This is a genomic window from Streptomyces sp. NPDC002057 (assembly GCF_040296665.1).
Taxonomy (GTDB): Bacteria; Actinomycetota; Actinomycetes; order Streptomycetales; family Streptomycetaceae; genus Streptomyces.
On the sequence record NZ_JBEOXR010000037.1, the window covers coordinates 1 to 23,518 of the forward strand.

A 23,518-nucleotide genomic window follows, 5' to 3' on the forward strand; every position below is an offset into this window, starting at 1 on the left:
GTCGCGTCGGGCTCCGCCCCCGGGTCCGGCGGATGGGCCGCCGCCAGCATCGCGGTCAGGGCGGTCTCCTCGTCCGCGCCGGTGGGCGGCTTGCCTCCCGCCTCCCGCCACCGTTCGAGGAGGGCCTCCGCGCCGGCGTACGCCTCCAGGCAGCCCTGGGCGCCGCAGCGGCAGCGGCGCCCCCGGACCCGTACCGTCAGATGACCCCATTCGAGCGCCCGCCCGGGCCCCATCGGGTCCGTGAGCACACAGGCGCCGACGCCGGAGCCGAAGAGGACGACCACCGCGCTGCGCGCGCCCCGGCCCGCGCCGAACCACATCTCGGCCTGGCCGAGGGTCTTGGCACCGTTGTCGATCCAGTACGGCACGGACTCGGGCAGGTCGACGGCGGCGCGGAGGAGGCGCTCGAAGGGGACGGCGTCCCAGCCGACGGTCTGGCCGTGGACGACGGCGCCGTCCCCGGCGTCGCGGGCGACGATGCCGGGGACGCCGACGCCGACGCCGATGAGCCGGTCGGCGGGTACCTCCGCGGTGCGCAGCACCTCCGCGATGCCCTCCCGGAGGTGGTCGACGACGAGGTCGACGTCGTAGCGGGCCGTACGGGGTCCGGAGCAGGCCAACGGGCGTTCGGCCCGGGCGAGTTCGGTGAGGGTCAGGTCGAACAGCTCGATCCTGACCCGGGTTTCGCCGATGTCGACGCCGATCATGAAGCCGCTCGCGGGGGTGATCCGGACGAGGGTGCGGGGGCGTCCGCCGGCGGAGTCGACGCTGCCGGCCTCCTCGACGAGGCCGTCGGCGACGAGTTCGGCGACCACGTTGCTGACGGAGCCCGAGCTGAGTCCGGTCGCGGGACCGAGCGTGAGGCGGCTCATCGGTCCGTCGAAGTACAGCCTGCGCAGAACGGCGGTGCGGTTCTCGCGCCGCAGGTCACGCACCGTACGGCCAGTTCTCGCGTGCACTTTGGTCCCCGTCTCTGAAGTCGTTCGTTGCAACATACCCGCAGCACAAGGCTTGACGCGACCTTCTCATGGGGTTTAACTCACATCCTAAATTAAGCCGATGTTACGGCGAGGCCTCCAGAAGCCCACCCTCATCGGCAGCCCCCTCGTCCCTGAAAGGGCCCAGGAGCCATGCGCAGAATCAGAGCCGCTGTCACCGGTGCCGTCTCCCTCTCCCTCGCCTTCACCGCCACCGCCTGCGGCGGCGGTGAAGGGAGCGAGTCGTCGCCGAAGACCCTCACCTACTGGGCCTCGAACCAGGGCGCCAGCCTGGAGGTCGACAAGAAGGTCCTGCAGCCCGAGCTCGACCAGTTCGAGAAGGAGACCGGGATCAAGGTCAAGCTGGAGGTGATCCCGTGGTCCGACCTGCTCAACCGGATCCTCACCGCGACCACGTCCGGCCAGGGCCCCGACATCCTCAACATCGGCAACACCTGGAGCGCCTCGCTCCAGTCCACCGGCGCCCTCCTGCCGTGGGACGCGAAGAACCTGGAGGCCATCGGCGGCAAGGACCGCTTCGTCGACTCCGCGCTCGGCTCCACCGGTGTCGCCGGCAAGGACCCGGCCGCCGTCCCGCTCTACTCCATGGCGTACGCGCTCTACTACAACAAGCAGATGTTCAAGGACGCGGGCATAGCCAAGCCGCCGACCACCTGGGACGAGGTGATCGCGGCCGGCAAGAAGCTCAGCAAGGACGGCAAGGCGGGGATCGGGGTCGAGGGCTCCAACCTCTCCAACAACATCCACCAGGTCTTCGTCCTCGGCAAGCAGCACGGGGCGGACTTCTTCACCGCCGACGGCAAGCCGGACTTCACCTCCGACGGGGCCGTCGCCGCCGTCAAGCAGTACATCGACCTCATGGCCGTCCAGAAGGTCGTCGCCCCCGGCAACGCCGAGTACGCGCAGAACCAGTCCCTCAGCGACTTCGCCAAGAACAAGACCGGCATGGTCCTGTGGCAGACGCCGTCGCAGACCTTCTCCGCGCAGGGCATGGGCCCGGAGGAGTGGGGCGTCGCCCCGGCCCCGGTCCCGTCGGGCAAGCCCGGTCAGGGCGCCCAGACCAACTCGATGGTCGCCGGCATCAACCTGGCCGTCTTCAAGAACACCAAGAACCTCGACGGCGCGCTGAAGTTCGTGAAGTACATGACGAGCGACGAGGAGCAGATCGTCCTCAACAAGGCGTACGGCTCGGTCCCGCCGGTCAAGAGCGCCCAGAAGGACCCCGGCTTCTCCGACCCGTCCCTCGCCGTCATCCGCGACACCCTCGCCACCAGCGCCGCCGCCCTGCCGCAGGTGCCCGAGGAGTCGCAGTTCGAGACGGTGGTCGGCACCGCCGTCAAGGAGCTGTTCGCCGACGCCGCCGCCGGTCGCCCGGTCACCACGGAGTCCGTGAAGGCCAAGCTCGAAAAGGCCCAGCAGCAGATGCCCAAGAAGTAGGCCGCCCCACCATGACCGAAACCGCCGTCGCTCAGCCGACCGAGCCGGCGGTGCGCAAGGCCACACCCGGAGAGGCACGCGCACCACGCCGCTCCGGGCGTCGCCGCATCGCACTGCCCTACCTGCTGCTCCTCCCCGCCCTGCTCCTCGAACTCCTCGTCCACCTCGTCCCGATGCTCATGGGCATCACGATGAGCTTCAGGGAACTCACCCAGTTCTACATCCGGAACTGGTCCGAGGCTCCCTGGTCGGGTCTGGACAACTACACCGTCGCGATCGACTTCGACGCCCCCGTCGGCCAGGCGCTCCTCAAGTCCTTCCTGACGACCTGTCTGTTCACCCTCCTCTCCGTGGGGATGTGCTGGCTCCTCGGGACGGCCGCCGCGATCTTCCTCCAGGAGAACTTCCGGGGCCGCGGCTTCCTCCGGACCCTGTTCCTCGTCCCGTACGCGCTGCCCGTCTACGCCGCCGTCATCACCTGGGCGTTCATGTTCCAGCGGGACAACGGCCTCATCAACCACGTCCTCCACGACCAGCTCGGCATCGGCGACAGCCCCGCCTTCTGGCTCATCGGGGACAACAGCTTCTGGGCCCTGCTCATCGTCTCCGTGTGGAAGGGCTGGCCCTTCGCCTTCCTCACCGTCATGGCGGGACTGCAGAACATCCCCCGGGACATGTACGAGGCGGCCGCGCTCGACGGCGCCGGCGTGTGGAAGCAGATCCGGCACATCACCCTGCCGTCGCTGCGCTCCGTCAACCAGGTCCTCGTGCTCGTCCTCTTCCTCTGGACGTTCAACGACTTCAACACGCCGTTCGTGCTCTTCGGCAAGGCGGCGCCCGAGGCCGCCGACCTGATCTCCCTCCACATCTACCAGTCGTCCTTCCAGACGTGGAACTTCGGCACCGGCTCGGCCATGTCCGTGCTGCTGCTGCTCTTCCTCCTCGTCGTCACGGGCGTCTACCTCCTGCTCACCAGCCGCGGAAGGAAGACCTCCGATGTCTGAGCACGCATCCCGGCGCGCGGCCCCGCGCTCCCCCATGGCGGCGCCCCGCTCGTTCCTGTGGACCCGGCGGATCTTCCTCACCCTGCTCACCGGCTTCGTCGTCCTGCCGGTGTACGTGATGATCTCCAGCTCGCTCAAGCCGCTGAAGGACGTCTCGGGGAAGTTCGAGTGGATCCCCTCCGGGCTCACGCTCCGCCCGTACGTCGACATCTGGGAGACCGTCCCGCTCGCCGACTACTTCGTGAACTCGATCGTCGTCGCGGGCGCGGCCACGGTGTTCTCGGTGGTCGTCGCGATCTTCGCCGCGTACGCCGTCAGCCGCTACAGCTTCCGCGGCAAGCGGGTCTTCACCGTGACGGTCCTCTCCACCCAGATGTTCCCCGGCATCCTCTTCCTGCTGCCGCTCTTCCTCATCTACGTCAACATCGGCAACGCCACCGGCATCGCCCTGTTCGGCTCCCGCGAAGGCCTGATCCTCACCTATCTGACCTTCTCGCTGCCGTTCTCCATCTGGATGCTGACCGGCTACTTCGACTCGATCCCGCGCGAGCTCGACGAGGCCGCCAAGGTCGACGGCTGCGGGCCGATCAGCGCGCTGTTCCGCGTCATCGTCCCGGCCGCCTCCCCCGGCATCATCGCCGTCGCCGTCTACGCCTTCATGACGGCCTGGGGCGAGGTCCTCTTCGCCTCGGTCATGACCAACGACACCACCCGCACCCTCGCCGTCGGTCTCCAGGGGTACGCCACCCAGAACGACGTCTACTGGAACCAGGTGATGGCCGCCTCCCTGGTGGTGAGCGTCCCCGTCGTCGTCGGCTTCCTGCTCCTCCAGCGCTACCTCGTCGCCGGCCTCACCGCGGGTGCGGTCAAGTGACGTCCCTCTCCACACCGATCACGAAGAGGTTCCCCGTGTCCGAATCCACCGACTCCTCCACCTCGCTCGACCTGGAGGCCTTCCCCCCGGAGTTCGCCTGGGGCACCGCGACCTCCGCCTACCAGATCGAGGGCGCCGTCGCGGAGGACGGCCGGGCCCCGTCCATCTGGGACACCTTCTCCCGGGTGCCCGGCGCGATCGACAACGGCGACCACGGCGACACCGCCTGCGACCACTACCACCGCTGGCCCGAGGACATCGCCCTGATGAAGGGCTTCGGCACCGACGCCTACCGGCTGTCCGTCGCCTGGCCGCGCGTCGTCCCCGGCGGTGACGGCCCCGTCAACGCCGCCGGCCTCGACTTCTACGACCGGCTCGTCGACGGCCTCCTCGACGCCGGGATCACCCCCTCCGTCACCCTCTACCACTGGGACCTCCCGCAGGCCCTCCAGGACCGGGTGCGGGACAGCCACGGCGGCTGGACCGAGCGGACCACCGCCGAACACCTCGCCGCGTACGCCTCCGTCGTCGCCGAGCGCCTCGGCGACCGGGTCACCCAGTGGGCCACCCTCAACGAACCGCTCTGCTCGGGCTGGATCGGCCACCTGGAGGGCCGCATGGCCCCCGGCCTGACCGATGTCACGGCCGCCGTCCGCGCCTCCTACCACCTCCTCCTCGGGCACGGCCTCGCCACCCAGGCCATCCGCGCCGCCGCCCCCGGGGCCCAGGTGGGCCTGGTCACCAACCACTCCACCGTCGAGGCGGCCTCCACCCGGCCCGAGGACGTCGCCGCCGCCGCCCGCGCGGACGGCCACACCAACCGCTGGTGGCTCGACCCGGTCTACGGCCGCGGCTTCCCCACCGACATGCGCGAGCTGTACGGGGTCGAACTCCCCGAGAGGGCGGGCGACCTGGAGACCATCGCCGCGCCGCTCGACTGGCACGGCCTCAACTACTACTTCCCGGTCACCGTCGCCGACGACCCGTCGGGCCCGGTCCCGTACGCCCGCGAGGTACGCCTCCCCGACGTGCCCCGCACCGGCATGGACTGGCAGATCGACGCGGGCGGCCTGGAGGCCTTCCTGCTGCGACTCACCGACGACTACGGCGTGCGGAAGCTGTACGTCACCGAGAACGGCTCGGCCTTCCCCGACACCGTCGGTCCCGACGGCGCGGTCCACGACCCGGAGCGCACCCGCTACCTGGAGGAGCACATCGCGGCCTGCGCCCGCGCCGTGCGCAAGGGCGCCCCGCTCGCCGGGTACTACGCCTGGTCCCTGCTCGACAACTTCGAGTGGGCGTACGGCTACGACAAGCGCTTCGGCCTCGTCCACGTCGACTACGCGACGCAGCAGCGGACCGTGAAGACGAGCGGCCGCCGGTACGCGGACATCGTCCGCGCCCACCGCGAGGCGACGGCCGGCTGATGTGAGAGCCGTGTCATGACCGTCGTGAAGGCCGCCCCGCCGTCGCCGGGGCGGCCTTCCGGAGCCTCCGGCAGCGCTCACCCCCTCCCGGCGTGCGGACAGGGACGAGGCCGACCTCCTGGCCGGCCACCGCTCCGTCGCGCCCGTCCTGGCCCTGGACACCGGTGCGCGCGTCCGGCTCGCCGTCCTGGACGCCCCGGCCCCGGAGAGGTGAGCGGCGGGCCGCACCCGTCAGGTGGAGTCGCGGACGACGAGGACCGGCTCGAACACCTTCGAGGCCGGCTCGGCGCCGCCGGTGTCGAGCCGCTCCACCAGGAGTCCGGCCATCGCCGCCGCCATGCGCTCGACCGGCTGACGCACGGTGGTCAGCTGCGGCCGTGGCCTGCGCGCGGCCACGGAGTCGTCGAAGCCGACGACGGCCACCGCGCCGGGGACGGCCACCCCGTGCTCGCGCAGGTACTGGCAGGCACCCCGGGCCATCAGGTCGTTCGCGGCGAACACCGCGTCGGTCTCCGGGTGTTCCCTCAGCAGCCTGGCCATCGCGCGCCTGCCGCTGTCGACCGTGAACCGGCCCCGTACGACGGGGACCGACGTCACCCCGTGGGCCGCGAACACCTCGCGGAAGCCGTCGAGGCGTTCGCCCGCCGTGGGGGCGGTGGCAGGTGCGGCGATCGTGGCCGGGCGCCGCCGGCCGGTGGCCCACAGGTGTTCGGCGGCGAGGCGCGCGCCCGCCGCGTTGTCGAGGTCGACGAAGCCCACGTTCTCGCCGTCGCGGGGGCGGCCGAACAGCACCGTGGGGAGACCGGCCGCCACGAGCATCGCGGGCAGCGGGTCGTCCTCGTCCAGCGGCACCACGAGGGCTCCGTCGGCGCCGCCCTGCCGCAGGTACTCGACGAGCTGGGCCCTGGCCTGCTCCGACTCCGCGACGAGGAGCACCGGCTGGATCGCGCGCTCGCGCAGGACCGGCAGGACGCCGTCCACGACCCGTCCGAAGAAGGGGTCGGAGAACACGCGCGTGGTGAAGCCGCTGCCCGTCGCGGAGAGCACGAGGGCGACGGTTCCGGTGCGCCGGGTCACCAGGGAGCGGGCGGCCTGGTTGGGCGTGTAGCCGATGCGGGCGATCGCGTCGCGCACGCTGCGCTGGATGTCGGGAGCCACGTTGCGCACCCCGTTGACGACGCGGGACACCGTCGCTCGCGATACCCCCGCCTCGCGTGCGACGTCTTCCAGTGTCGGTCCTCGATTCCCCACCCACGCACTGTAGCCGCGGCGTTCCCGCAGGCCCGCGCGGGTTCGGGTCGACACTTAATGAAAGCCAAAAGAAAAGTCGTGTCACACGCCTTGACCGTCAACTCGCCCTGCGGGCAAGGTTTCGGGAGAGCGCTCTCCCACGTTTCCCCCATGTATCCAGAGGAGACCCCATGTCTTCCGTCGGGTCCCCGCCGGTCTTCCGGCGACCCGCCTCACGCGTCCGTCGGGCCACCGTCGGCGCACTTGTGACGTCACTGGCCGGCAGCCTGCTCGCCCTCGCCCCCGCCACGACGGCACAAGCGGCCCCCACCCTGCTCTCCCAGGGCAAGACAGCCACCGCCTCCTCCACCGAGGGCGGCGCCTTCACCGCCTCCGCCGCCGTCGACGGCAACCTCACCGGCACCCGCTGGGCCAGCGCCTGGCAGGACGCCCAGTGGATCCAGGTCGACCTCGGCAGCAGCGCCACGCTGAGCCACGCGGTCCTCACCTGGGAGGCCGCCTACGGCAAGAGCTATGACATCCAGGCCTCCGAGAACGGCACCGACTGGCGCACCGTCACCTCGGTCACCGCGGGCGACGGAGGCACCGACAACGTCACCCTCTCCGGGACCGGCCGCTACCTCCGGATGAACGGCCACACCCGGGCCACCGGATACGGCTTCTCCCTCTGGGAGTTCCAGGTGTTCGGCACCACCGGTGGCGGCGGCGGTCCGCAGCTGCCCGGCGGTGGCGACCTCGGCCCCAACGTGCACGTCATCGACCCGGCCACGCCCGGCATCCAGGCCAAGCTGGACCAGGTCTTCCAGCAGCAGGAGTCGGCCCAGTTCGGCAGCGGCCGGCACGCCTTCCTCTTCAAGCCCGGCACGTACAACAACCTGAACGCGCAGATCGGCTTCTACACGCAGATCGCCGGCCTCGGACTGCGGCCCGGGTACACCACCATCAACGGTGACGTGACCGTCGACGCCGGCTGGTTCAACGGCAACGCCACCCAGAACTTCTGGCGCGGCGCGGAGGGCCTGACCCTCAACCCGGTCAACGGCACCAACCGGTGGGCCGTCTCCCAGGCCTCCTCCTTCCGGCGCATGCACGTCAAGGGCGGTCTCAACCTCGCGCCGAACGGCTACGGCTGGGCCTCCGGCGGCTACATCGCCGACTCGAAGATCGACGGCCAGGTCGGCAACTACTCGCAGCAGCAGTGGTACACCCGCGACAGCTCGATCGGCGGCTGGTCCAACAGCGTCTGGAACCAGACCTTCTCGGGCGTCCAGGGCGCTCCGGCCACCTCCTTCCCCGAGCCCCGCTACACCACGCTGGAGACCACGCCGATCTCCCGCGAGAAGCCCTACCTCTACCTCGACGGCAGCGAGTACAAGGTCTTCGCGCCCGCCAAGCGCGTGAACGCGCGCGGCACCAGCTGGGCCGACGGCGCCCCGCAGGGCGAGTCCATCCCGCTCAACCAGTTCTACGTGGTCAAGCCCGGCGCCACCGCCGCCACGATCAACCAGGCGCTGGCCCAGGGCCTGCACCTGCTGTTCACCCCGGGCGTCTACCACGTCGACCAGACCATCAACGTGAACCGGGCGAACACCGTCGTGCTCGGCCTCGGCCTCGCCACGATCATCCCGGACAACGGCGTCACCGCGATGAAGGTCGCCGACGTCGACGGCGTCCGCCTCGCCGGCTTCCTGATCGACGCCGGACCGGTCAACTCCTCGACCCTGCTGGAGCTCGGACCGCAGAACTCCTCGGCCGACCACGCCGCCAACCCCACCACCGTGCAGGACGTGTACATCCGCATCGGCGGCGCCGGCGCGGGCAAGGCCACCACCAGCATGGTCGTGAACAGCGACGACGCCATCATCGACCACACCTGGGTCTGGCGCGCCGACCACGGCGAGGGCTGGGGCTGGGAGACCAACCGCGCCGACTACGGCGTCCGGGTCAACGGCGACGACGTACTGGCCACCGGCCTGTTCGTGGAGCACTTCAACAAGTACGACGTCGAGTGGTACGGCGAGCGCGGCCGCACGATCTTCTACCAGAACGAGAAGGCGTACGACGCCCCCAACCAGGCCGCCATCCAGAACGGCTCGACGAAGGGGTACGCCGCCTACCGGGTCGACGACTCCGTGAACACCCACGAGGCGTGGGGCCTCGGCAGCTACTGCAACTACAACGTGGACCCGACCATCGTCCAGGACCACGGCTTCAAGGCGCCCGTCAAGCCGGGAGTGAAGTTCCACAGCCTCCTGGTGGTGTCCCTCGGCGGAATGGGCCACTACAACCACGTCATCAACGACACCGGGGCCTCCACCATCCCCGCCGGCACCTCGACCGTGCCGTCCACCGTCGTCTCCTTCCCCTGACGGTCCCGCCGGGACGCACCCGCCCGGTGCGTCCCGGCCCCCTCACCCCTTCCGGGCGGCGCCCAGTCCCCGCCGCGCCGCCCGGAAGGCGATCCCCCTCCCCCCTCCGTCCAGGAGCCGCCATGACCGCGACCACCACCCCCACGGCACGAAGGCGCACCGGCGCCCGCACCCGCACGACGGGTTCGCTCCTCTCCGTCGGGGCCCTGCTCGCCACCGCCCTCACCTCCGCCACGATGCTGACCGCCGCGCCCGCCACCGCCGCCGAGACCCTTCTGTCCCAGGGGAAGACCGCCACCGCCTCCTCGGCCGAGGGCGAGGCCTGGGCGGCGTCCGCCGCCTTCGACGGCGACCTCACCGGAACCCGCTGGGCGAGCCAGTGGAACGACGCCCAGTGGATCCAGGTCGACCTGGGCGCCCGTACGGACGTCAGCCGGGTCGTCCTGAACTGGGAGGGCGCCTACGGCAAGGCGTACGACATCCAGCTCTCCGACAACGGCACCGACTGGCGCACCGTCACGTCCGTGACCAACGGCGACGGGGGCACCGACGAGCTCGCGGTCACCGGCGCCGGCCGCTACGTGCGCCTCCAGGGCGTCACCCGGGGCACCGGCTACGGCTACTCCCTCTGGGAGTTCCGGGTCTACGGCGGCGGCACCACCCAGCCCGGGCCGGGCGGCGCCGTCCGGGTCACCGGAAGCCAGGGCGACTGGCGGCTGACCGTCGGCGGACAGCCGTACACCGTCAAGGGCCTCACCTGGGGTCCGGCGATGGCCGACGCCCCCCGCTACATGCCGGACGTCAGGTCCATGGGCGTCAACACCGTCCGCACCTGGGGAACGGACGCCACCAGCAAGCCCCTGCTCGACGCGGCGGCCGCCCACGGCGTCAAGGTGATCAACGGCTTCTGGCTCCAGCCGGGCGGCGGCCCGGGCTCCGGCGGCTGCGTCAACTACGTCACGGACACCGCGTACAAGAACACGATGCTCACCGAGTTCGCGAAGTGGGTCGACACCTACAAGTCCCACCCGGCGACGCTCATGTGGAACGTCGGCAACGAGTCCGTCCTCGGTCTGCAGAACTGCTACGGCGGCACCGAGCTGGAGGCCCAGCGCAACGCGTACACGGCCTTCGTCAACGACGTCGCCAAGAAGATCCACTCCATCGACCCCGACCACCCGGTGACCTCGACGGACGCGTGGACCGGCGCCTGGCCCTACTACAAGCGCAACGCCCCGGACCTCGACCTGTACTCGATGAACTCCTACGGCGACATCTGCGGTGTGCGCCAGGACTGGATCGACGGCGGCTACACCAAGCCGTACATCATCACCGAGGGCGGTCCCGCGGGCGAGTGGGAGGTGCCCGACGACGCCAACGGCATCCCCGACGAGCCCACCGACGTCCAGAAGGCCGACGGCTACACCAAGGCCTGGAACTGCGTCACCGGCCACCAGGGCGTCGCCCTCGGCGCCACGCTCTTCCACTACGGACTCGAACACGACTTCGGCGGCGTCTGGTTCAACCTGCTCCCCGACGGCCTGAAGCGCCTGTCCTACTACGCCGTCAAGAAGGCGTACGCCGGTTCCGTCGCGGGCGACAACACCCCGCCGGTCATCAGCGGCATGACCGTCACCCCCGCCGGATCCGCCCCGGCGGGCGGCGAGTTCACGGTCCGCGCCGACATCCGTGACCCCGACGGCGACGCCGTCACCACCAAGATCCTGCTGAGCGGCAACTACGCCAACGGCGACAAGCGCCTCGTGGAGACGCCGTTCCGCTCCCTGGGCAACAACACCTTCGCCGTCACCGCGCCCGAGAAGCTCGGCGTGTGGAAGGTGTACGTCCAGGCCGAGGACGGCCGCGGCAACGCCGGCATCGAGACGAAGTCCGTCAAGGTCGTCGCCCCGCCCGTCGTCGGCACCAACATCGCCCTGAACCGGCCCACCACGGCCTCCTCCGCCCAGGCCTCCTACGGCGACTGCCCCTGCCCCGCCTCCAACGCCACCGACGGCAACACCAACACCCGGTGGGCCAGCGACTGGAGCGACCCGCAGTGGATCCAGGTCGACCTGGGTTCGGTGCGCTCCTTCAGCCGCCTCCAGCTCGTCTGGGACCCGGCCTACGCCCGCGCCTACGAGGTCCAGGTCTCCGACAACGGCACCACCTGGCGGACCGTCCACGCCACCACCACCGGCAACGGTGACATCGACACCATCGCGGCCGGCGCCACCGCCCGCTACGTCAAGCTTCAGCTCACCGCTCGCGGCACCGGCTGGGGCTACTCCCTGCACGAGTTCGGCGTCTACAGCTGACGAGCCGGACCCCCAGGACGGGTGGCGGGGCCCGCCGCTCGGCCCCGCCACCCCGGCACCACCGCACGGGAACCCACCACACCAGTCGCGTGGCGTGTTCGCGTCCACGCGAAACCATCCCCATGGGCAGGAGATCCCCATGAGAGCGAGTCCGAAACGACTCCCCGCGCTGCTCCTCGGCACGGCCCTCGTCGCCAGCGTCCTCGGCATCGGCACCATCGCCTCCGCCGCGGGCACGGACAGCGGCGCGCCGCCCACCGTCGTCACGGCCGGCGCCCACAGCGGACACACCATGGCCGTGTCCGACCAGGCCTCGGGCGACGACGCCGACGGAGACGGCTACATCCCCGCCGTCCCGCAGGTCACCGGCGTCACCCCGTCCACGGCCACCCCGCCGCCGGCCTACCACCACGAGTTCCAGGCCGGCTGCTCCGTCACCCACACCGCCCCCGACGACCCGATCGTCTACCCGGGCCAGTTCGGCAAGTCCCACGACCACACGTTCATGGGCAACACGACGACCAACGCCGCCAGCACCACCGGCTCCCTCTACGGCGGGAACACCACCTGCAAGGCACCCGCCGACGCCTCCGCGTACTGGATGCCCACGCTGTTCAAGGGTGACCAGAAGATCCTGCCGGTGGGTCCGCAGGTCATCTACTACAAGGCGGGCGTGACCGACTACCGGAGCGTGCGGCCCTTCCCGAAGGGCCTGCGGTACGTCGTCGGCAACCCGATGCAGACCGCCCAGGAGTTCCGCGCGCACAAGGGGTTCGTCGAGGGCTGGGAGTGCGGTGACAGCTTCTTCAACACCGACATCCCCGCGAGCTGCCCGAACCGTCCCGACGTGCAGCTCAACCTGCGCATGCAGGCGCCCAGCTGCTGGAACGGCCTCCACCTGGACACGCCCGACCACAAGAGCCACATGGCGTACCCCGTGGTCAAGCCCGGCACCAACGACAACATGTGTCCGGCCTCCCACCCGGTCGCCCTGCCGATGATCGAGTTCAAGATGGCGTGGCCGGTCAACGGCGACATGAGCCAGGTCCGCCTGGCCAGCGGTCGCGGCTACTCCTTCCACTACGACTTCTTCAACGCCTGGGAGGAGCGCACCCTCAAGGCCCTCGTCGACCACTGCATCAACGGTGGCCTGCAGTGCGACACACGGGGCTTCGACCTGTACCGCCCCGAACGCGGCACCGTGCTGAACGCGGACCACCGTCTGCCCTGACCCGCCCCCGCTCGTACGGCCCGGACGCCCGCGAGGGCGCCCGGGCCGCTTTCCCGTCCGCCCTCTCGACCCCCGGAGGACCCCGTGACCGCCCCCGCCCCGTCCCCCACCGCCCACCACGACGCGCTCATCGACCTCCTCCCCCCGCACTTCCGCTTCGGCGCCGCCACCTCCGCCTTCCAGATCGAGGGAGCCGTCGCCGAGGACGGCCGCACCCCCTCCATCTGGGACACCTTCTGCCGTATCCCCGGGGCCGTCGACAACGGCGACACCGGCGACACGGCCTGCGACCACTACCACCGCATGCCCGAGGACGTGGCGCTGCTCGCCGACCTCGGCCTCGACACCTACCGCTTCTCCGTCTCCTGGTCCCGCGTCCAGCCCCACGGCCGTGGCCCGGCCAACCCGGCGGGCATCGGCTTCTACGACCGGCTCGTCGACGAGCTCCTCGCGCGCGACATCACCCCCTGGCTCACCCTCTACCACTGGGACCTGCCCCAGGAGCTCCAGGACGCCGGCGGCTGGCCCGCCCGCGACACCGCCCACCGCTTCGCCGACTACGCGGAACTCGTCCACGAGCGCCTCGGCGACCGCGTCACCCACTGGACCACCCTCAACGAACCCTTCTGCTCGGCCGTCCTCGGCCACGTCGAAGGCGTCCACGCCCCCGGAGGACGCTCCCTCGCCGACGGCGTGCGGGCCGTCCACCACCTGCACCTCGCGCACGGCCTCGCGGTCCAGCGCCTGCGCTCCGCCGCCCGGCGCCCCCTCGACCTCGCCGTCACCCACCTCCTCGGCACCAGCGGTCCGGCCACCGACACCGCCACCGACCGGGAGGCCGCCCGCCGGTCCGACGCCCTCGGCTTCCGCTTCTACCTCGACCCGATCCTGCTCGGCCGGTACCCGCGGGACCTCGTGGACGACCTCGCCGCGCAGGGCATCGAGATCCCCGTGCGGGACGGCGACCTGGAGATCATCTCCGCCCCCATCGACACCCTGGGCGTCAACTACTACCGCTCGATGCGCACCTCGGGGGCCGACGAGCACGGTGCCACCGCCGACTCCCGCGGCGTCCCCGTCACCCGTAACCTTCCGCTCGGCGGTCTCCCGGTCACCGGCCTCGGCTGGGAGGTGATGCCGCACGACCTCACGGAACTCCTGCTGCGCGTCTCCCGCGACTACCCCGGCACACCGATGGTGGTCACCGAGAACGGCGCCGCGTACGAGGACCGTCCCGACGCCCACGGCTACGTGGACGACACCGAGCGCACCGCCTATCTCGCCGCCCATCTGGCCGCCGTCGCCGAGGCCCGGACGCGTGGCGCCGACGTCCGCGGCTACTTCGCCTGGTCGCTCCTGGACAACTTCGAGTGGGCGTACGGCTACGACAAGCGCTTCGGCCTCGTCCGCGTCGACTACCCCACCCAGACGCGCACGCCCAAGCGCAGCGCCCTGTGGCTGCGCGACACGGCCCACCGCGTCCGCGGGGGCGCCGGGCGCGGGTGACGCGTGCGCGCGGGACGGTCCCGTCAGCCGTCCGTACCGCCCCGCGCGTCGCCCGTCCCCCGCCCGTCGTCCTCCGTCCCCCGCGCGTCGTCGTTCGTGCCGAGGTAGTGGCAGAGGGGCGGTTCCTGCGCGAGGACCGCCCCGATGGTGAACGCGAACGTGACGGAGGCGCACACGACGATCAGCCAGGAGAACAGGGTGAGGACGAGCCCCAGCGCCCCGTACTCCGCCAGCGTCCTGTTGAGCGCGGGAGGCATGTACAGCCGCGCCGTCAGGGCCAGGGCGCTCGTGGCCGCCGCCGCCAGGACCGCGCCGGGCAGCAGGGGCAGCCAGGGGACGCGGTTGACCAGCAACAGGTGCTGCGTCCACATCCAGATGCCGGTGCTCACCAGGAAGAAGACGGGGATGCCGAGCCAGAGGCCGGCGCCGAAGCCGTCCCGGATCGGCGCCTGGAGGAGGACCACCAGGACCAGTGCGAGCAGCCACACCACCCACCGCCAGACGGCGACCCGCGTCCTGGCCCTCGGCAGCGCCCAGGCACGCTCGCAGACCCGTGCCATGGCCCGGCTGAAGCTGGTCGCCGAGGCGAGGGCGACGACCAGGCCGACCACGCCGGTCGTCTCCCGCAGGTCCTCGTCGGCGGAGTCGCCGCCCAGGACCTGTCGCAGTTCGACGTCGGAACGGCCGCTCAGACCGAACATGGCCCGCAGGGACTCCCTGAGCTGGTCCCGGACGGAGTGCGGGGCGAACGCCGCGACGGCGAACAGCAGCGGCACGGAGGCCAGGAACGCCTGAGCCGCCAGTCTCGTCCCCCCGTCCAGCAGGTTCCCGGAGAGCAGCCGGTTCGCGAGTTCGGTCAGGACGGGGAAGCGGCCCTCGGCCGTCGCGCGCAGCCGCCGCCACCGTGCCGCCCACGCCATCCGGCCTCCTCCGCGCACCCGCCCGTCCCCTGTCAGTACAGGGGACGGGCCACCGGTCCGCGACCGGAACCGGGCCGACCGGCCCGGACCGCATCAGTCGGCCAGTGCCCGGCGCAGCGTCGCGCCGAGTTCGGCGAGCTGCCGCCGGGAGACCTCGGCGGAGAGGATCGCGTGCGAGCCGTGGAAGGTGCCGGGCCACTGGTGCAGCTCGACCGGGACGCCCGCCCGGAGGAGCCGGAGCCCGTAGTCGAGGGCCTCGTCGCGGAGCGGGTCGAACTCCGCGGTGGCGATGTGGGCCGGCGGCAGACCGGCCAGGTCGGCCGCCCGCGCCGGGGCGGCGTACGGGGTGGCGGGCCGGGAGCCGAGGTAGAGCCGCCAGACCGTGCCGACCGTGGTGCGGTCCTGCGCGGGCGTGTCGGTGAAGGCGCGCTGCGACCAGGTCTCCTGGCGGTCGTCCAGCGCGGGCTGGTTGAGCAGCTGGAAGCGGATCGGGGGGCCCTGCCGGTCGCGGGCGCGCAGCGCGACGGCGGCCGCGAGGTTCGCCCCGGCACTGTGTCCGCCGACCGCGATCCGGTCCGGGTCGATACCGAGCTCGTCCGCGTGCGCGGCCGCCCAGGTCAGGACGGCCCAGGTGTCGTCCAGGGCCGCCGGGAACGGGTGCTCGGGGGAAGGGCGGTACCCGACCGAGATCACCACGGTGCCGGACGCGGCGGCGAGGCGGGTCGACCAGTGCCGCTCGGTGTCCAGGTCGCCCGTCACCCAGCCGCCGCCGCGCAGCCACAGCACCGCGCCCCGCGCCCCGTGCGGGCGATATACGCGTACGGGCACGTCCGGGTCGGCCGGCACCGTGCGGTCCTCGATCTCCAGGCCCGAGGTGTCCGGCGCGGGTAGGGAGGCGACGAGTTCGGCGAAGGCCTCGCGGTCGGCGACCGGGTCGCTCAGGTCGTACTTGGGAATGAACGGGAGGAACGCTTCGAGTTCGGGGTCCATGGCGTTCATCCTCGGGGCGTGGGCGCCCGGGGTCATCCGCCGCGCGTCGCGGGTACCGCCCCCGAGGCGCGCCGACCGGCGCGCCCGCCCTCTTCTATCCTTCCCGCATGGAGGCACTGGCGGTACGACTGTCGGGACTGGATCCGTACGCCGAGGGCGCCGTCCGCGTCGTCGCGTTCTACGACACCCTGATGCGCCGCAGGGTGGACCTCCCGGCGCTCGCCCGGGCCTCGGCGGGCCTGGCCGAGTGCGTGGCGGGGCTGCGGCTCCACGGCACCGGCCGGGCGATCCGCTTCGCCCCCGGCGGGCGGGAGCCGTCCGCCGCGCCCGCGCCCGCCTCCACGACGGCGCCGGTGGTGCTCGACGAGGAGGAGGTCGGCGCGGTGTGGCTGGAGCGGCCCGGGCCGCCCGGGCCGCTGGACGAGGTGCTCCTCGAACGGCTGGCGCTCGCCACCGCCGCGGTGGTCGAGCGGCACGGGGCCGTCCTCACCACGATGGCCGACCCCGCCCTGGTCGAGCTGGCGATCAGCTCCGACGGCGATGAACCGGGCAGGGCGCGGGCGTTGCGGCTCCTGGGTTTCGGCGCCGACCTGCCGGTGCGCGTCCTCGCCGTGCGTTCCCGGTTCCCGCTCGCCCGGATCGCGGGGCTGCTCTGCCCCTCCGGTCCGGTGAAGGCGGCGGAGATCGGCGACGTGGGCGTCCTCCTGGCGACGGGCGTCGACCGGACGGCCCGGCTGCCGGAGGGCGTGCTCGTGGGCATCGGCGCGGCGGGAGAGCCCCATCGGTCCTGGTGCGAGGCCCGCACCGCGCTCCGCTTCGCCACCGCGGGGCGGCCGGTCGTCGACCACGACGGCCTCGGGGTGTGGGCGCTCCTCGCGCGGGTGCCCGGGGCGGCCGTGCGGGAGAACGCCGACGTGGCGGCGGTCGCGCGGATCGCCGAGAGCCCGGAGGACGTCGAGACCCTGGACGCCTACTGCGCCACCGGCTCCCTGCGCCGGGCCGCCGACCTCCTCCATATGCACCACAGCAGCGTCGCCCGCCGGCTCGACCGGATCGCGCGGATCCTGGGCTTCGACGTCAGCGGACCCGCCGGACTGGCGCGGGCCGCCCTCGCCCTCACCGCCTGGCGTCTGCTCGACCGCTGAGGGAGGGCGGATCGGACGCCGCGGAGGGATCGGTCCCCTGCGCAATACAATCGCGCGCCAACCTCTTCTGACCGCAGACCAGCGGAAGTTGAGGGATTGACGGTCGTCCGTGGCGGGCAGGTTTGGAGAGCCGCAGGCGGGGCACCGTCCGGCCTCACCTCCGGGTGCGGGGCGGTGGCCACCCCATGCGGGTGCGTGCGCAGCGCACGATGCGGGCCGAGGAATGAAGGAGGTTGGTCCCCATGACAGTGCGTGCCGTCGAGCTCCCCCGGCTGTGGATGCCCTATCCGCTGCGGGTGAATCCGTATCTGTCGGCCCTGCACGAGGAGAGCGAGTCCTGGGCCCGTGAGATGGGCATGCTGGCCGGCGACGAGGGGCCGCCGGACCACCGCCCGATCTGGACCCGGTCCACGTTCCACGCCATGACCGTCGACCAGCTGACCGCCTGGACCCTGCCCGACGCCTCGCTCGCCGGTCTCCGGCTGAACCACCGTTTCAACATCTGGGCGCTGGCCTGGGACGACTACTTCGCCGCCGCGTTCAAGCAGACCGGCGACCTGCCGGGAGCGCTGGTGTTCACCGCGCGGCTGCACGCCTTCCTCCGTCCGGAGCAGGGCGCCCGGCTGCCGGAGCCGACGAACGCCGTCGAGCGGGGGATCGCCGATCTGCAGCAGCGTCTCTTCCCGCCGCGGCTGGCGCACTGGCGGCACGAGTTCAACCGGGCGCTGGCGAAGTACATCGACGCGGGGGTCGAGGAGCTGGCCAACAGCCGCAGCGGCCGGATACCCCACCTGATCGACTACGCCCCGTTCCGGCGCGAGAGCTTCGCCGCCTACACCGCCCCCTACTCGGTCGAGTTGGCGACCGGCGCGCGCATACCCGAGCAGATACGGAACAGCCGGACCGTCCGCGCCCTGCTCGACGCCTTCATGGACGTCATGGGTCTGGCGAACGACATCGCCTCGTACGAGCGGGAGGTGAACGAGGAGCGCGACGTCAACAACCTGGTCCTGGTGGTCGGTACGTCCCTGGGCATCACGCTCCACGACGCCGTACCCGCGGCCCTGAATCTGGTCAACGCCCGGCTGCGCGACTTCGAGCACCTCCGGCAGAGCGAACTGCCCCTGCTCGTAAGGCGATCCGGCCTCGACCACGGGGAGCGGGCGGAGCTGGAGACCTGGCTCCACGGGGCCGAGGGATTCCTCGCCGGCCTCCATGCCTGGTACACCGGCGCCCCCCGCTACACGTCCTCGGACGTCTCGTACCCCACGTAGGGGCGGCGGGGGAGCGCGCGAGGGGTGCCGACACGGACGCGTCGGCACCCCTCGGTCGCGGGGCTACCCCCTGCGCAGGAGGCGCTTCACGCGGGTGAGCCACGAGGCGCGCTGCTCGGGCACGCGGGCCGTCCCGGGCGCGGCGACCTGCCACGGCGGCGCCGAGGGCGTCCCGGTGCTCTGCACCGGCGGGGCCGGAAGCGGGGCCGGGGCGTCGAAGGCCTGCGGGAAGCGCGAGGCGAAGGTCACCGGAAGCGCCGTCAGGTTCCGCGCCCAGGTGGAGGAACGCCAGCTGAGGCTCTCCTCGGGGACCGAGAGGGCGATGTCGGGAAGCCGGGTGAGGAGGATGTCGATGCCGGTGTCGGCGATGATGCGGCCGATGTCCTGACCGGGGCACTCGTGGGTACCGGCGCTGAAGGACAGGTGCGCCCGGTTGTGGTGCACCGGGGTCGCGGGGTCCGGACGGATCGCCGTGTCGACGTTTCCGGCGGCCAGGCCGAGGAGGAGCATGTCCCCCGCCTTGATCTCCTGCCCGCCGAGGGTGGTGTCGGCGTTGGCCCAGCGGCCCGGGCACACCATCAGCGGCGGCTCGTCCCAGAGGACCTGCTCGACGGCCTCGGGCAGGGTCATCTGGCCACCGGCCAGCGACCCGCGGAACCGGGGGTCGGTGACGACCATGCGCAGGACGTTGGACATCAGGTTGGCGGTCGTCTCGTAGCCGGCGAGCAGGATGAGGCGCAGGTGGTGCTGCACCTCCTCGTCGGTGAGCTGGGCCGGGTGGGCCATCAGCGCGGAGGCGATGTCGTGGCCCGGATGGGCGCGCTTGGCGACGACGAGCCGTTCGAGGCTCTCCAGGATGTAGGCGTTGCTGGCGAGCGAGGTCTCGGTGGCCTTGAAGAGGTCACGGGCGGCGTGCACGAGCCGGGGGCCGTCCTCGTCCGACATCCCGAGCAGGTGGGTGAGGGTGAGCATCGGCACGTGCTCGGTGAACTGCCCGACCAGTTCCGCCTCGCCCTTCTCGCAGAACGTGTCGATCACCTGGTGGGAGAAGCGCGTGATGTGGCGGCGGACCCCCCGGTGGTCGAACATGCCGAGGCCGGCCGTGACCGCGCCCCGCAGTCGCTGGTGCTCCTCGCCGTCGGCGCAGACGCAGTCGGGGCGCCAGCCGATCATCGGGACGAGCGGCGAGGTGGCGGCGTCGATCTCGCCGCTCTTCCAGCCGTGCCAGACGCGGGGGTCGCGGGAGAACTGGGTCGGGCGGCTGGCCACGTCACGGTTCTCCAGGTAGCCCAGGACGAGCCAGGCGCGTACGTCTCCGTCCAGCAGGACGGGCGCCACCGGGCCGTGGGTGGCGCGCAGCTCCTCGTACAGACCCATGGGGTCCGTCTCGGCGGCGGGGCCGTAGAGCCGGGCCGCTCCGCCGGGTCCCGTGGCGGCGTGGGCCGGGCAGCCCGGGGGCGGGGTCTGCCCGGGGAGCGCGGTGGCGTGTTCGGCGGGAGGGACGGTCATGCGGTCTCCTGGGCGGCGGCGAGGGTGCACAGGTAGACCATCAGCGAGAGCAGGGCGTCGCGGCAGGACGCCCGGTCCCGTGCGTCACAGGTGATGATGGGCACGGAATCGCTGAGGGCCAGAGCAGTGCGCAGGTCGGGTAGGGGGTACTGCGGGGCTTCCGGGAAGGTGTTGACGGCCACGACGAACGGGACGCGGCGGTCCTCGAGACGGGTGATGACCTCGAAGCAGACTTCGATCCTGCGGGTGTCGACGAGGACCACGGCGCCGAGCGCGCCTTCGAAGATCCCGTTCCACAGGAACCAGAAGCGCTCCTGTCCCGGCGTCCCGAACAGGTAGAGGATCAGTTCCTCGTTGATGCTGATGCGTCCGAAGTCCAGTGCGACGGTCGTGGTGTTCTTGCCCTGGGCGCCGGGGTTGTGGTCGATCCCGACGCCGGCCTGGGTCATGGTCTCTTCGGTGGTCAGGGGCGGGATCTCGCTCACCGCGCCGACCATGGTCGTCTTGCCGACTCCGAAGCCGCCGACGATCACGACCTTGACCCCCCTGGCACCGTGGGGCAGCAGCACGTCGATGTCGCGTGGCGGGGCGCCGAGTGTGTCAGAGCTTGCGTAGTCCATGGATCACCGCCTCCAGTAGGCCGCGTTCGGGGAATGCCGCCACGGGCACGGGCGCGATGGCCTCGACCCGCTCGTCCTCGACGAGTTTGGACAGCAGCACGGTGACCACGCTGAACGGAAGGCTGAGGTAGGCCGATACCTCGGCCACCGAGAGCGGGTACGCGCACATGGTGAGGATGGCCGCCTGCTCGGGCTGCATCGCCGGGTCGGGTTCCGACCTCGACGCGATCAGGGTGACCAGGTTGAACCCCTCGGCCGAGGAGCCCGGGCCACCGGTGACCACGTAGAGCGGAACGGGAGTGCCTTCCTCCCAGGGGGCCTGGTGCTCTGATGTCACATCGCCTGCCCGACGTCGTCACGGGGCGGGCTGGTCATGTGCTGGCCGATCCGGACCACCAGGGTCCGCATGCGGTCGCCGAGCAGTCCGGCGTCCACCTCCTGGTCGGCGAGGACCGCGAGATAGGCTCCCGGGCCGGCCGCCATCAGGGAGAAGTACCCGCCGTCGGCCTCGATCCCGACCATCCGCGTCGAGCCGTCGCCGTGCGGGAACATCTGCGAGATGGCCCGGGCCAGGCTCTGGATGCCGGAACAGGCGGCGGCGATCGCGTCGGCGGTGTCCGACGCCGTGTTCGCCTGCCCGATGCAGAGGCCGTCCGCGGACAGGACGACCACGTGGCGGACGTACGGGACGCCGCCCACGAGCTCCTTGAGCATCCAGTCCATGTTGGGCAGTGGCTGCATGTTACTCAACCTCATCTGACGGCTCGCTGGGGGAAGGGGAAGGTTCGGCGACCGCTCTCCTGTCGCCGTTGAACGCCTCCCACATCAGCCCCGGCTGGCGGGTCGGGCCGGAGGAGGGTGGAGCGGCGGGGGTCGTGGGACCCGCCTGGACGAGCGGCGTGGGGACGGGCGAATCACGGCGGCGCTGCGGGAGTCCGTTGGTGGTCTTCCTGACCGGGCCGGTCTCCGTCACGGCGTCGCGCGGGAACGCCGGCCTGGGCAGGATCGGGCCGCCCATGCGCCTCCGGGGGGGCTCGCGGTGCCTCACGACGGGCTGCGGCACGGTGGTGATCAGGTTCCGGGGAACGAGCACGACGGCCCGTACGCCTCCGTAGGCGGAGGTGCGCAGGTCGACCTCGCAGCCGTGCTCGCGGGCCAGCCGGCTGACGACGGGCAGGCCGAGCTGGGTCACCTCGCCCAGGTTGGCCAGATGGAGGCCGGTCGACGCGTGGGCCATGACGCGCTCGACGCGCTGCCGGACCTCCTCGGTGAGTCCGACGCCGCGGTCCTCGATCTCGATCGCGATGCCCGAGGGCACCTCGCTCGCGGTCACCTCCACCGGGGTGTGCGGAGGCGAGAACGTCGTGGCGTTGTCGAGCAGTTCGGCGAGCAGGTGGATCATCGGCTCGGCTCCGGGGCCGGTCACGGCCACCTCGGCCACCGACGTCAGCTTCACCCGGGGGTAGTCGACGATACGTGACATGGCGCCGCGCAGGACGTCGTACAGCGCGATCGGCTTCGACCACTGCCGGCCGGGCCGCGCGTCGCCGAGGACCGCGATGCTGGCCGCGAGGCGGCCGATCAGGGCGTTGCGGTGGTCGACGTCCTGCAGGCCGCGGGAGACCACGAGGTCCGTGCCGTGCAGGATCTGCATGGCGTGGAGGTCCTTGGCGAGCTGGTGCACGATCGCCTGGACCCGGCGCGCGACCGCCACGAGGGCCCGCTGGGAGGCGTCGCGGGTGTGCTCCTCGGCCTCCACGGCTTCCAGGAGGGTCTTCAGGGCGCCCCGGAGCGCCTCGGCGTACTCCTGGTCGTGGTGGTTCCCGAAGGAGACGTTGTTCAGGATCTCCGAGGAGGGGGTGCCGCGCTGCATCCGGGCGACGGCGGCGGGGAGGAGTTCCTCGGCGAGCCAGACGGTGGTGGCGCGCTGGTCGGCCAGGCGTCCGAGCAACGCGGCCTCGCGTTGGGCGTAGTACTCCTGGGCCTCGGCGCTCGCCCGTGCGGAGCGGGCCGCGTCCGCCGACCGCAGCCGGCGGACGGCGGCGGCGGAGGTGGCGGCCGTCAGGGCGACCGCGGCGAGGCCGCACCAGGCGAGTGGTGTCCGTATCTGTGCAGGGAGGAAGAGCAACGCTATGGCGAGGGCCACGGCCAGGGCCCCGGGGGGAAGGAGCCACACCCGGGCGCCCGCGGGTGGCCGGGCTCTGGAAATTGAACCTGCACGAACCATCGGGGTCCCTCAACAGTCTGGAAATGAGCGGACTGGGGTGATGTGATGCGCCGACGGGAACACGTCGGAGTCCGTTCGGGCGAATGCGCATGCTCCGACGACATTCCGACGGGTCGCTCCGGGACAGCGCCGATGATCGCGTCGCTTCCCCTCGCAGCCACGTTCCGTCCGCGCGCGCACCCAGCGTTCATGACTCGCTGTGAGCGCATCGCAACACATCGGGGAGCATAGTCAGTTCGGGTTCGCCATGTGCCCATGCTGGAAGGCCGCCCTCCACCGGTCATTCTGGCCGCATAAAACGACCAATCACCGCACGGAAAATGCAATGAACCGATCACATCGAGGCGTCATTTCTCACGGCTTCGAGCGGGCCGACGCAGATCCGTACATCTGCGCGGCGATTCACCCGGGCCCGGCCCCG

At 71.7% G+C, this 23,518-nt stretch carries 19 protein-coding genes; 10 read left to right on the plus strand and 9 right to left on the minus strand.

The annotated features are described in order from the left end of the window. On the minus strand, window positions 1–959 hold a 959-nt coding region (locus ABT129_RS25415), incomplete at its 3' end, for an ROK family transcriptional regulator (RefSeq protein ID WP_351905865.1). A 171-nt stretch (window positions 960–1,130) separates the two neighbouring features. Here ABT129_RS25415 and ABT129_RS25420 point away from each other — a divergent pair. The 4 genes from ABT129_RS25420 to ABT129_RS25435 are packed head-to-tail and all read left to right on the plus strand — an operon-like array spanning window position 1,131 to window position 5,740. Continuing rightward, window positions 1,131–2,435 (plus strand): ABC transporter substrate-binding protein, encoded by a 1,305-nt coding sequence (locus tag ABT129_RS25420; protein ID WP_351905868.1) that lies wholly within the window; start codon window positions 1,131–1,133, stop codon window positions 2,433–2,435. Between the two features lie 11 nt (window positions 2,436–2,446). Then, window positions 2,447–3,439, plus strand: coding sequence for a carbohydrate ABC transporter permease (locus ABT129_RS25425; protein WP_351905870.1), 993 nt, complete (start codon window positions 2,447–2,449; stop codon window positions 3,437–3,439). Window positions 3,440–3,473: 34 nt separating this feature from the next. Next, window positions 3,474–4,313 (plus strand): carbohydrate ABC transporter permease, encoded by an 840-nt coding sequence (locus ABT129_RS25430; protein WP_351906032.1) that lies wholly within the window; start codon window positions 3,474–3,476, stop codon window positions 4,311–4,313. Window positions 4,314–4,348: 35 nt separating this feature from the next. Next, entirely contained in the window at window positions 4,349–5,740 is a 1,392-nt protein-coding gene (locus ABT129_RS25435; protein WP_351905873.1) for a GH1 family beta-glucosidase, read from the plus strand. Between the two features lie 231 nt (window positions 5,741–5,971). On the opposite strand, the gene ABT129_RS25440 is transcribed toward ABT129_RS25435, so the two are convergent. Then, window positions 5,972–6,991: a LacI family DNA-binding transcriptional regulator gene (locus ABT129_RS25440; protein WP_351905876.1), complete on the minus strand. Its 1,020-nt coding sequence runs from the start codon at window positions 6,989–6,991 to the stop codon at window positions 5,972–5,974. 170 nt (window positions 6,992–7,161) lie between these two features. On the opposite strand from ABT129_RS25440, the gene ABT129_RS25445 reads away from it, so the two are divergent. The 4 genes from ABT129_RS25445 to ABT129_RS25460 all read left to right on the plus strand — a co-directional run bounded on the left by ABT129_RS25445 (window position 7,162) and on the right by ABT129_RS25460 (window position 14,412). After that, window positions 7,162–9,360 (plus strand): pectate lyase-like domain-containing protein, encoded by a 2,199-nt coding sequence (locus ABT129_RS25445; RefSeq protein ID WP_351905878.1) that lies wholly within the window; start codon window positions 7,162–7,164, stop codon window positions 9,358–9,360. A gap of 122 nt (window positions 9,361–9,482) precedes the next feature. Next, a complete protein-coding gene (locus ABT129_RS25450; RefSeq protein WP_351905881.1) occupies window positions 9,483–11,675 on the plus strand; it encodes a discoidin domain-containing protein in 2,193 nt (730 codons plus the stop codon). Between the two features lie 139 nt (window positions 11,676–11,814). Next, a complete protein-coding gene (locus tag ABT129_RS25455) occupies window positions 11,815–12,906 on the plus strand; it encodes a DUF1996 domain-containing protein (RefSeq protein WP_351905884.1) in 1,092 nt (363 codons plus the stop codon). 84 nt (window positions 12,907–12,990) lie between these two features. Further along, window positions 12,991–14,412, plus strand: a complete 1,422-nt coding sequence (locus ABT129_RS25460) for a GH1 family beta-glucosidase (RefSeq protein WP_502981901.1) — start codon at window positions 12,991–12,993, stop codon at window positions 14,410–14,412. Between the two features lie 23 nt (window positions 14,413–14,435). On the opposite strand, the gene ABT129_RS25465 is transcribed toward ABT129_RS25460, so the two are convergent. Beyond that, the gene (locus ABT129_RS25465; protein ID WP_351905887.1) at window positions 14,436–15,332 is read right to left on the minus strand and encodes a YhjD/YihY/BrkB family envelope integrity protein; all 897 of its coding nucleotides are present in this window, start codon (window positions 15,330–15,332) and stop codon (window positions 14,436–14,438) included. 93 nt (window positions 15,333–15,425) lie between these two features. Beyond that, a complete protein-coding gene (locus ABT129_RS25470) occupies window positions 15,426–16,322 on the minus strand; it encodes an alpha/beta hydrolase (RefSeq protein ID WP_351905890.1) in 897 nt (298 codons plus the stop codon). Window positions 16,323–16,429: 107 nt separating this feature from the next. Between ABT129_RS25470 and ABT129_RS25475 the strand changes: the two genes are divergently transcribed. Together ABT129_RS25475 and ABT129_RS25480 are read left to right on the plus strand one after the other, a co-directional pair. After that, on the plus strand, window positions 16,430–17,467 hold the full coding sequence (locus ABT129_RS25475; protein WP_351905893.1) for a helix-turn-helix domain-containing protein: 1,038 nt from the start codon (window positions 16,430–16,432) through the stop codon (window positions 17,465–17,467). Between the two features lie 242 nt (window positions 17,468–17,709). Then, a complete protein-coding gene (locus ABT129_RS25480; RefSeq protein ID WP_351905896.1) occupies window positions 17,710–18,741 on the plus strand; it encodes a terpene synthase family protein in 1,032 nt (343 codons plus the stop codon). Window positions 18,742–18,804: 63 nt separating this feature from the next. Here the strand turns inward: ABT129_RS25480 and ABT129_RS25485 are convergent, their stop codons facing one another. The 5 genes from ABT129_RS25485 to ABT129_RS25505 are packed head-to-tail and all read right to left on the minus strand — an operon-like array spanning window position 18,805 to window position 23,016. Further along, window positions 18,805–20,250, minus strand: a complete 1,446-nt coding sequence (locus ABT129_RS25485) for a cytochrome P450 (protein WP_351905899.1) — start codon at window positions 20,248–20,250, stop codon at window positions 18,805–18,807. Beyond that, window positions 20,247–20,870 carry a GTP-binding protein gene (locus ABT129_RS25490; protein ID WP_351905902.1) on the minus strand — a complete coding sequence of 208 codons (624 nt, stop codon included), beginning with the start codon at window positions 20,868–20,870 and terminating at the stop codon, window positions 20,247–20,249. Before ABT129_RS25490 ends, ABT129_RS25485 begins: the two co-directional genes overlap by 4 nt. Continuing rightward, window positions 20,851–21,207 carry a DUF742 domain-containing protein gene (locus tag ABT129_RS25495; RefSeq protein ID WP_351905905.1) on the minus strand — a complete coding sequence of 119 codons (357 nt, stop codon included), beginning with the start codon at window positions 21,205–21,207 and terminating at the stop codon, window positions 20,851–20,853. The genes ABT129_RS25490 and ABT129_RS25495 overlap by 20 nt, the downstream gene beginning before the upstream one ends. Next, window positions 21,204–21,611, minus strand: a complete 408-nt coding sequence (locus ABT129_RS25500; RefSeq protein WP_351905908.1) for a roadblock/LC7 domain-containing protein — start codon at window positions 21,609–21,611, stop codon at window positions 21,204–21,206. Before ABT129_RS25500 ends, ABT129_RS25495 begins: the two co-directional genes overlap by 4 nt. Window position 21,612: 1 nt before the next feature. Beyond that, window positions 21,613–23,016, minus strand: coding sequence for an ATP-binding protein (locus ABT129_RS25505; RefSeq protein WP_351905911.1), 1,404 nt, complete (start codon window positions 23,014–23,016; stop codon window positions 21,613–21,615). Window positions 23,017–23,518: the final 502 nt, after the last annotated feature.

Coding starts and splice junctions, on each gene's coding strand:
- ABT129_RS25465 (WP_351905887.1), bottom strand. CDS start 15,332: ATGGCGTGGGCGGCACGGTGGCGGCGGCTGCGCGCGACGGCCGAGGGC.
- ABT129_RS25490 (WP_351905902.1), bottom strand. CDS start 20,870: ATGGACTACGCAAGCTCTGACACACTCGGCGCCCCGCCACGCGACATC.
- ABT129_RS25430 (WP_351906032.1), top strand. CDS start 3,474: ATGGCGGCGCCCCGCTCGTTCCTGTGGACCCGGCGGATCTTCCTCACC.
- ABT129_RS25420 (WP_351905868.1), top strand. CDS start 1,131: ATGCGCAGAATCAGAGCCGCTGTCACCGGTGCCGTCTCCCTCTCCCTC.
- ABT129_RS25425 (WP_351905870.1), top strand. CDS start 2,447: ATGACCGAAACCGCCGTCGCTCAGCCGACCGAGCCGGCGGTGCGCAAG.
- ABT129_RS25445 (WP_351905878.1), top strand. CDS start 7,162: ATGTCTTCCGTCGGGTCCCCGCCGGTCTTCCGGCGACCCGCCTCACGC.
- ABT129_RS25500 (WP_351905908.1), bottom strand. CDS start 21,611: ATGCAGCCACTGCCCAACATGGACTGGATGCTCAAGGAGCTCGTGGGC.
- ABT129_RS25470 (WP_351905890.1), bottom strand. CDS start 16,322: ATGGACCCCGAACTCGAAGCGTTCCTCCCGTTCATTCCCAAGTACGAC.
- ABT129_RS25455 (WP_351905884.1), top strand. CDS start 11,815: ATGAGAGCGAGTCCGAAACGACTCCCCGCGCTGCTCCTCGGCACGGCC.
- ABT129_RS25485 (WP_351905899.1), bottom strand. CDS start 20,250: ATGACCGTCCCTCCCGCCGAACACGCCACCGCGCTCCCCGGGCAGACC.
- ABT129_RS25480 (WP_351905896.1), top strand. CDS start 17,710: ATGACAGTGCGTGCCGTCGAGCTCCCCCGGCTGTGGATGCCCTATCCG.
- ABT129_RS25475 (WP_351905893.1), top strand. CDS start 16,430: ATGGAGGCACTGGCGGTACGACTGTCGGGACTGGATCCGTACGCCGAG.
- ABT129_RS25450 (WP_351905881.1), top strand. CDS start 9,483: ATGACCGCGACCACCACCCCCACGGCACGAAGGCGCACCGGCGCCCGC.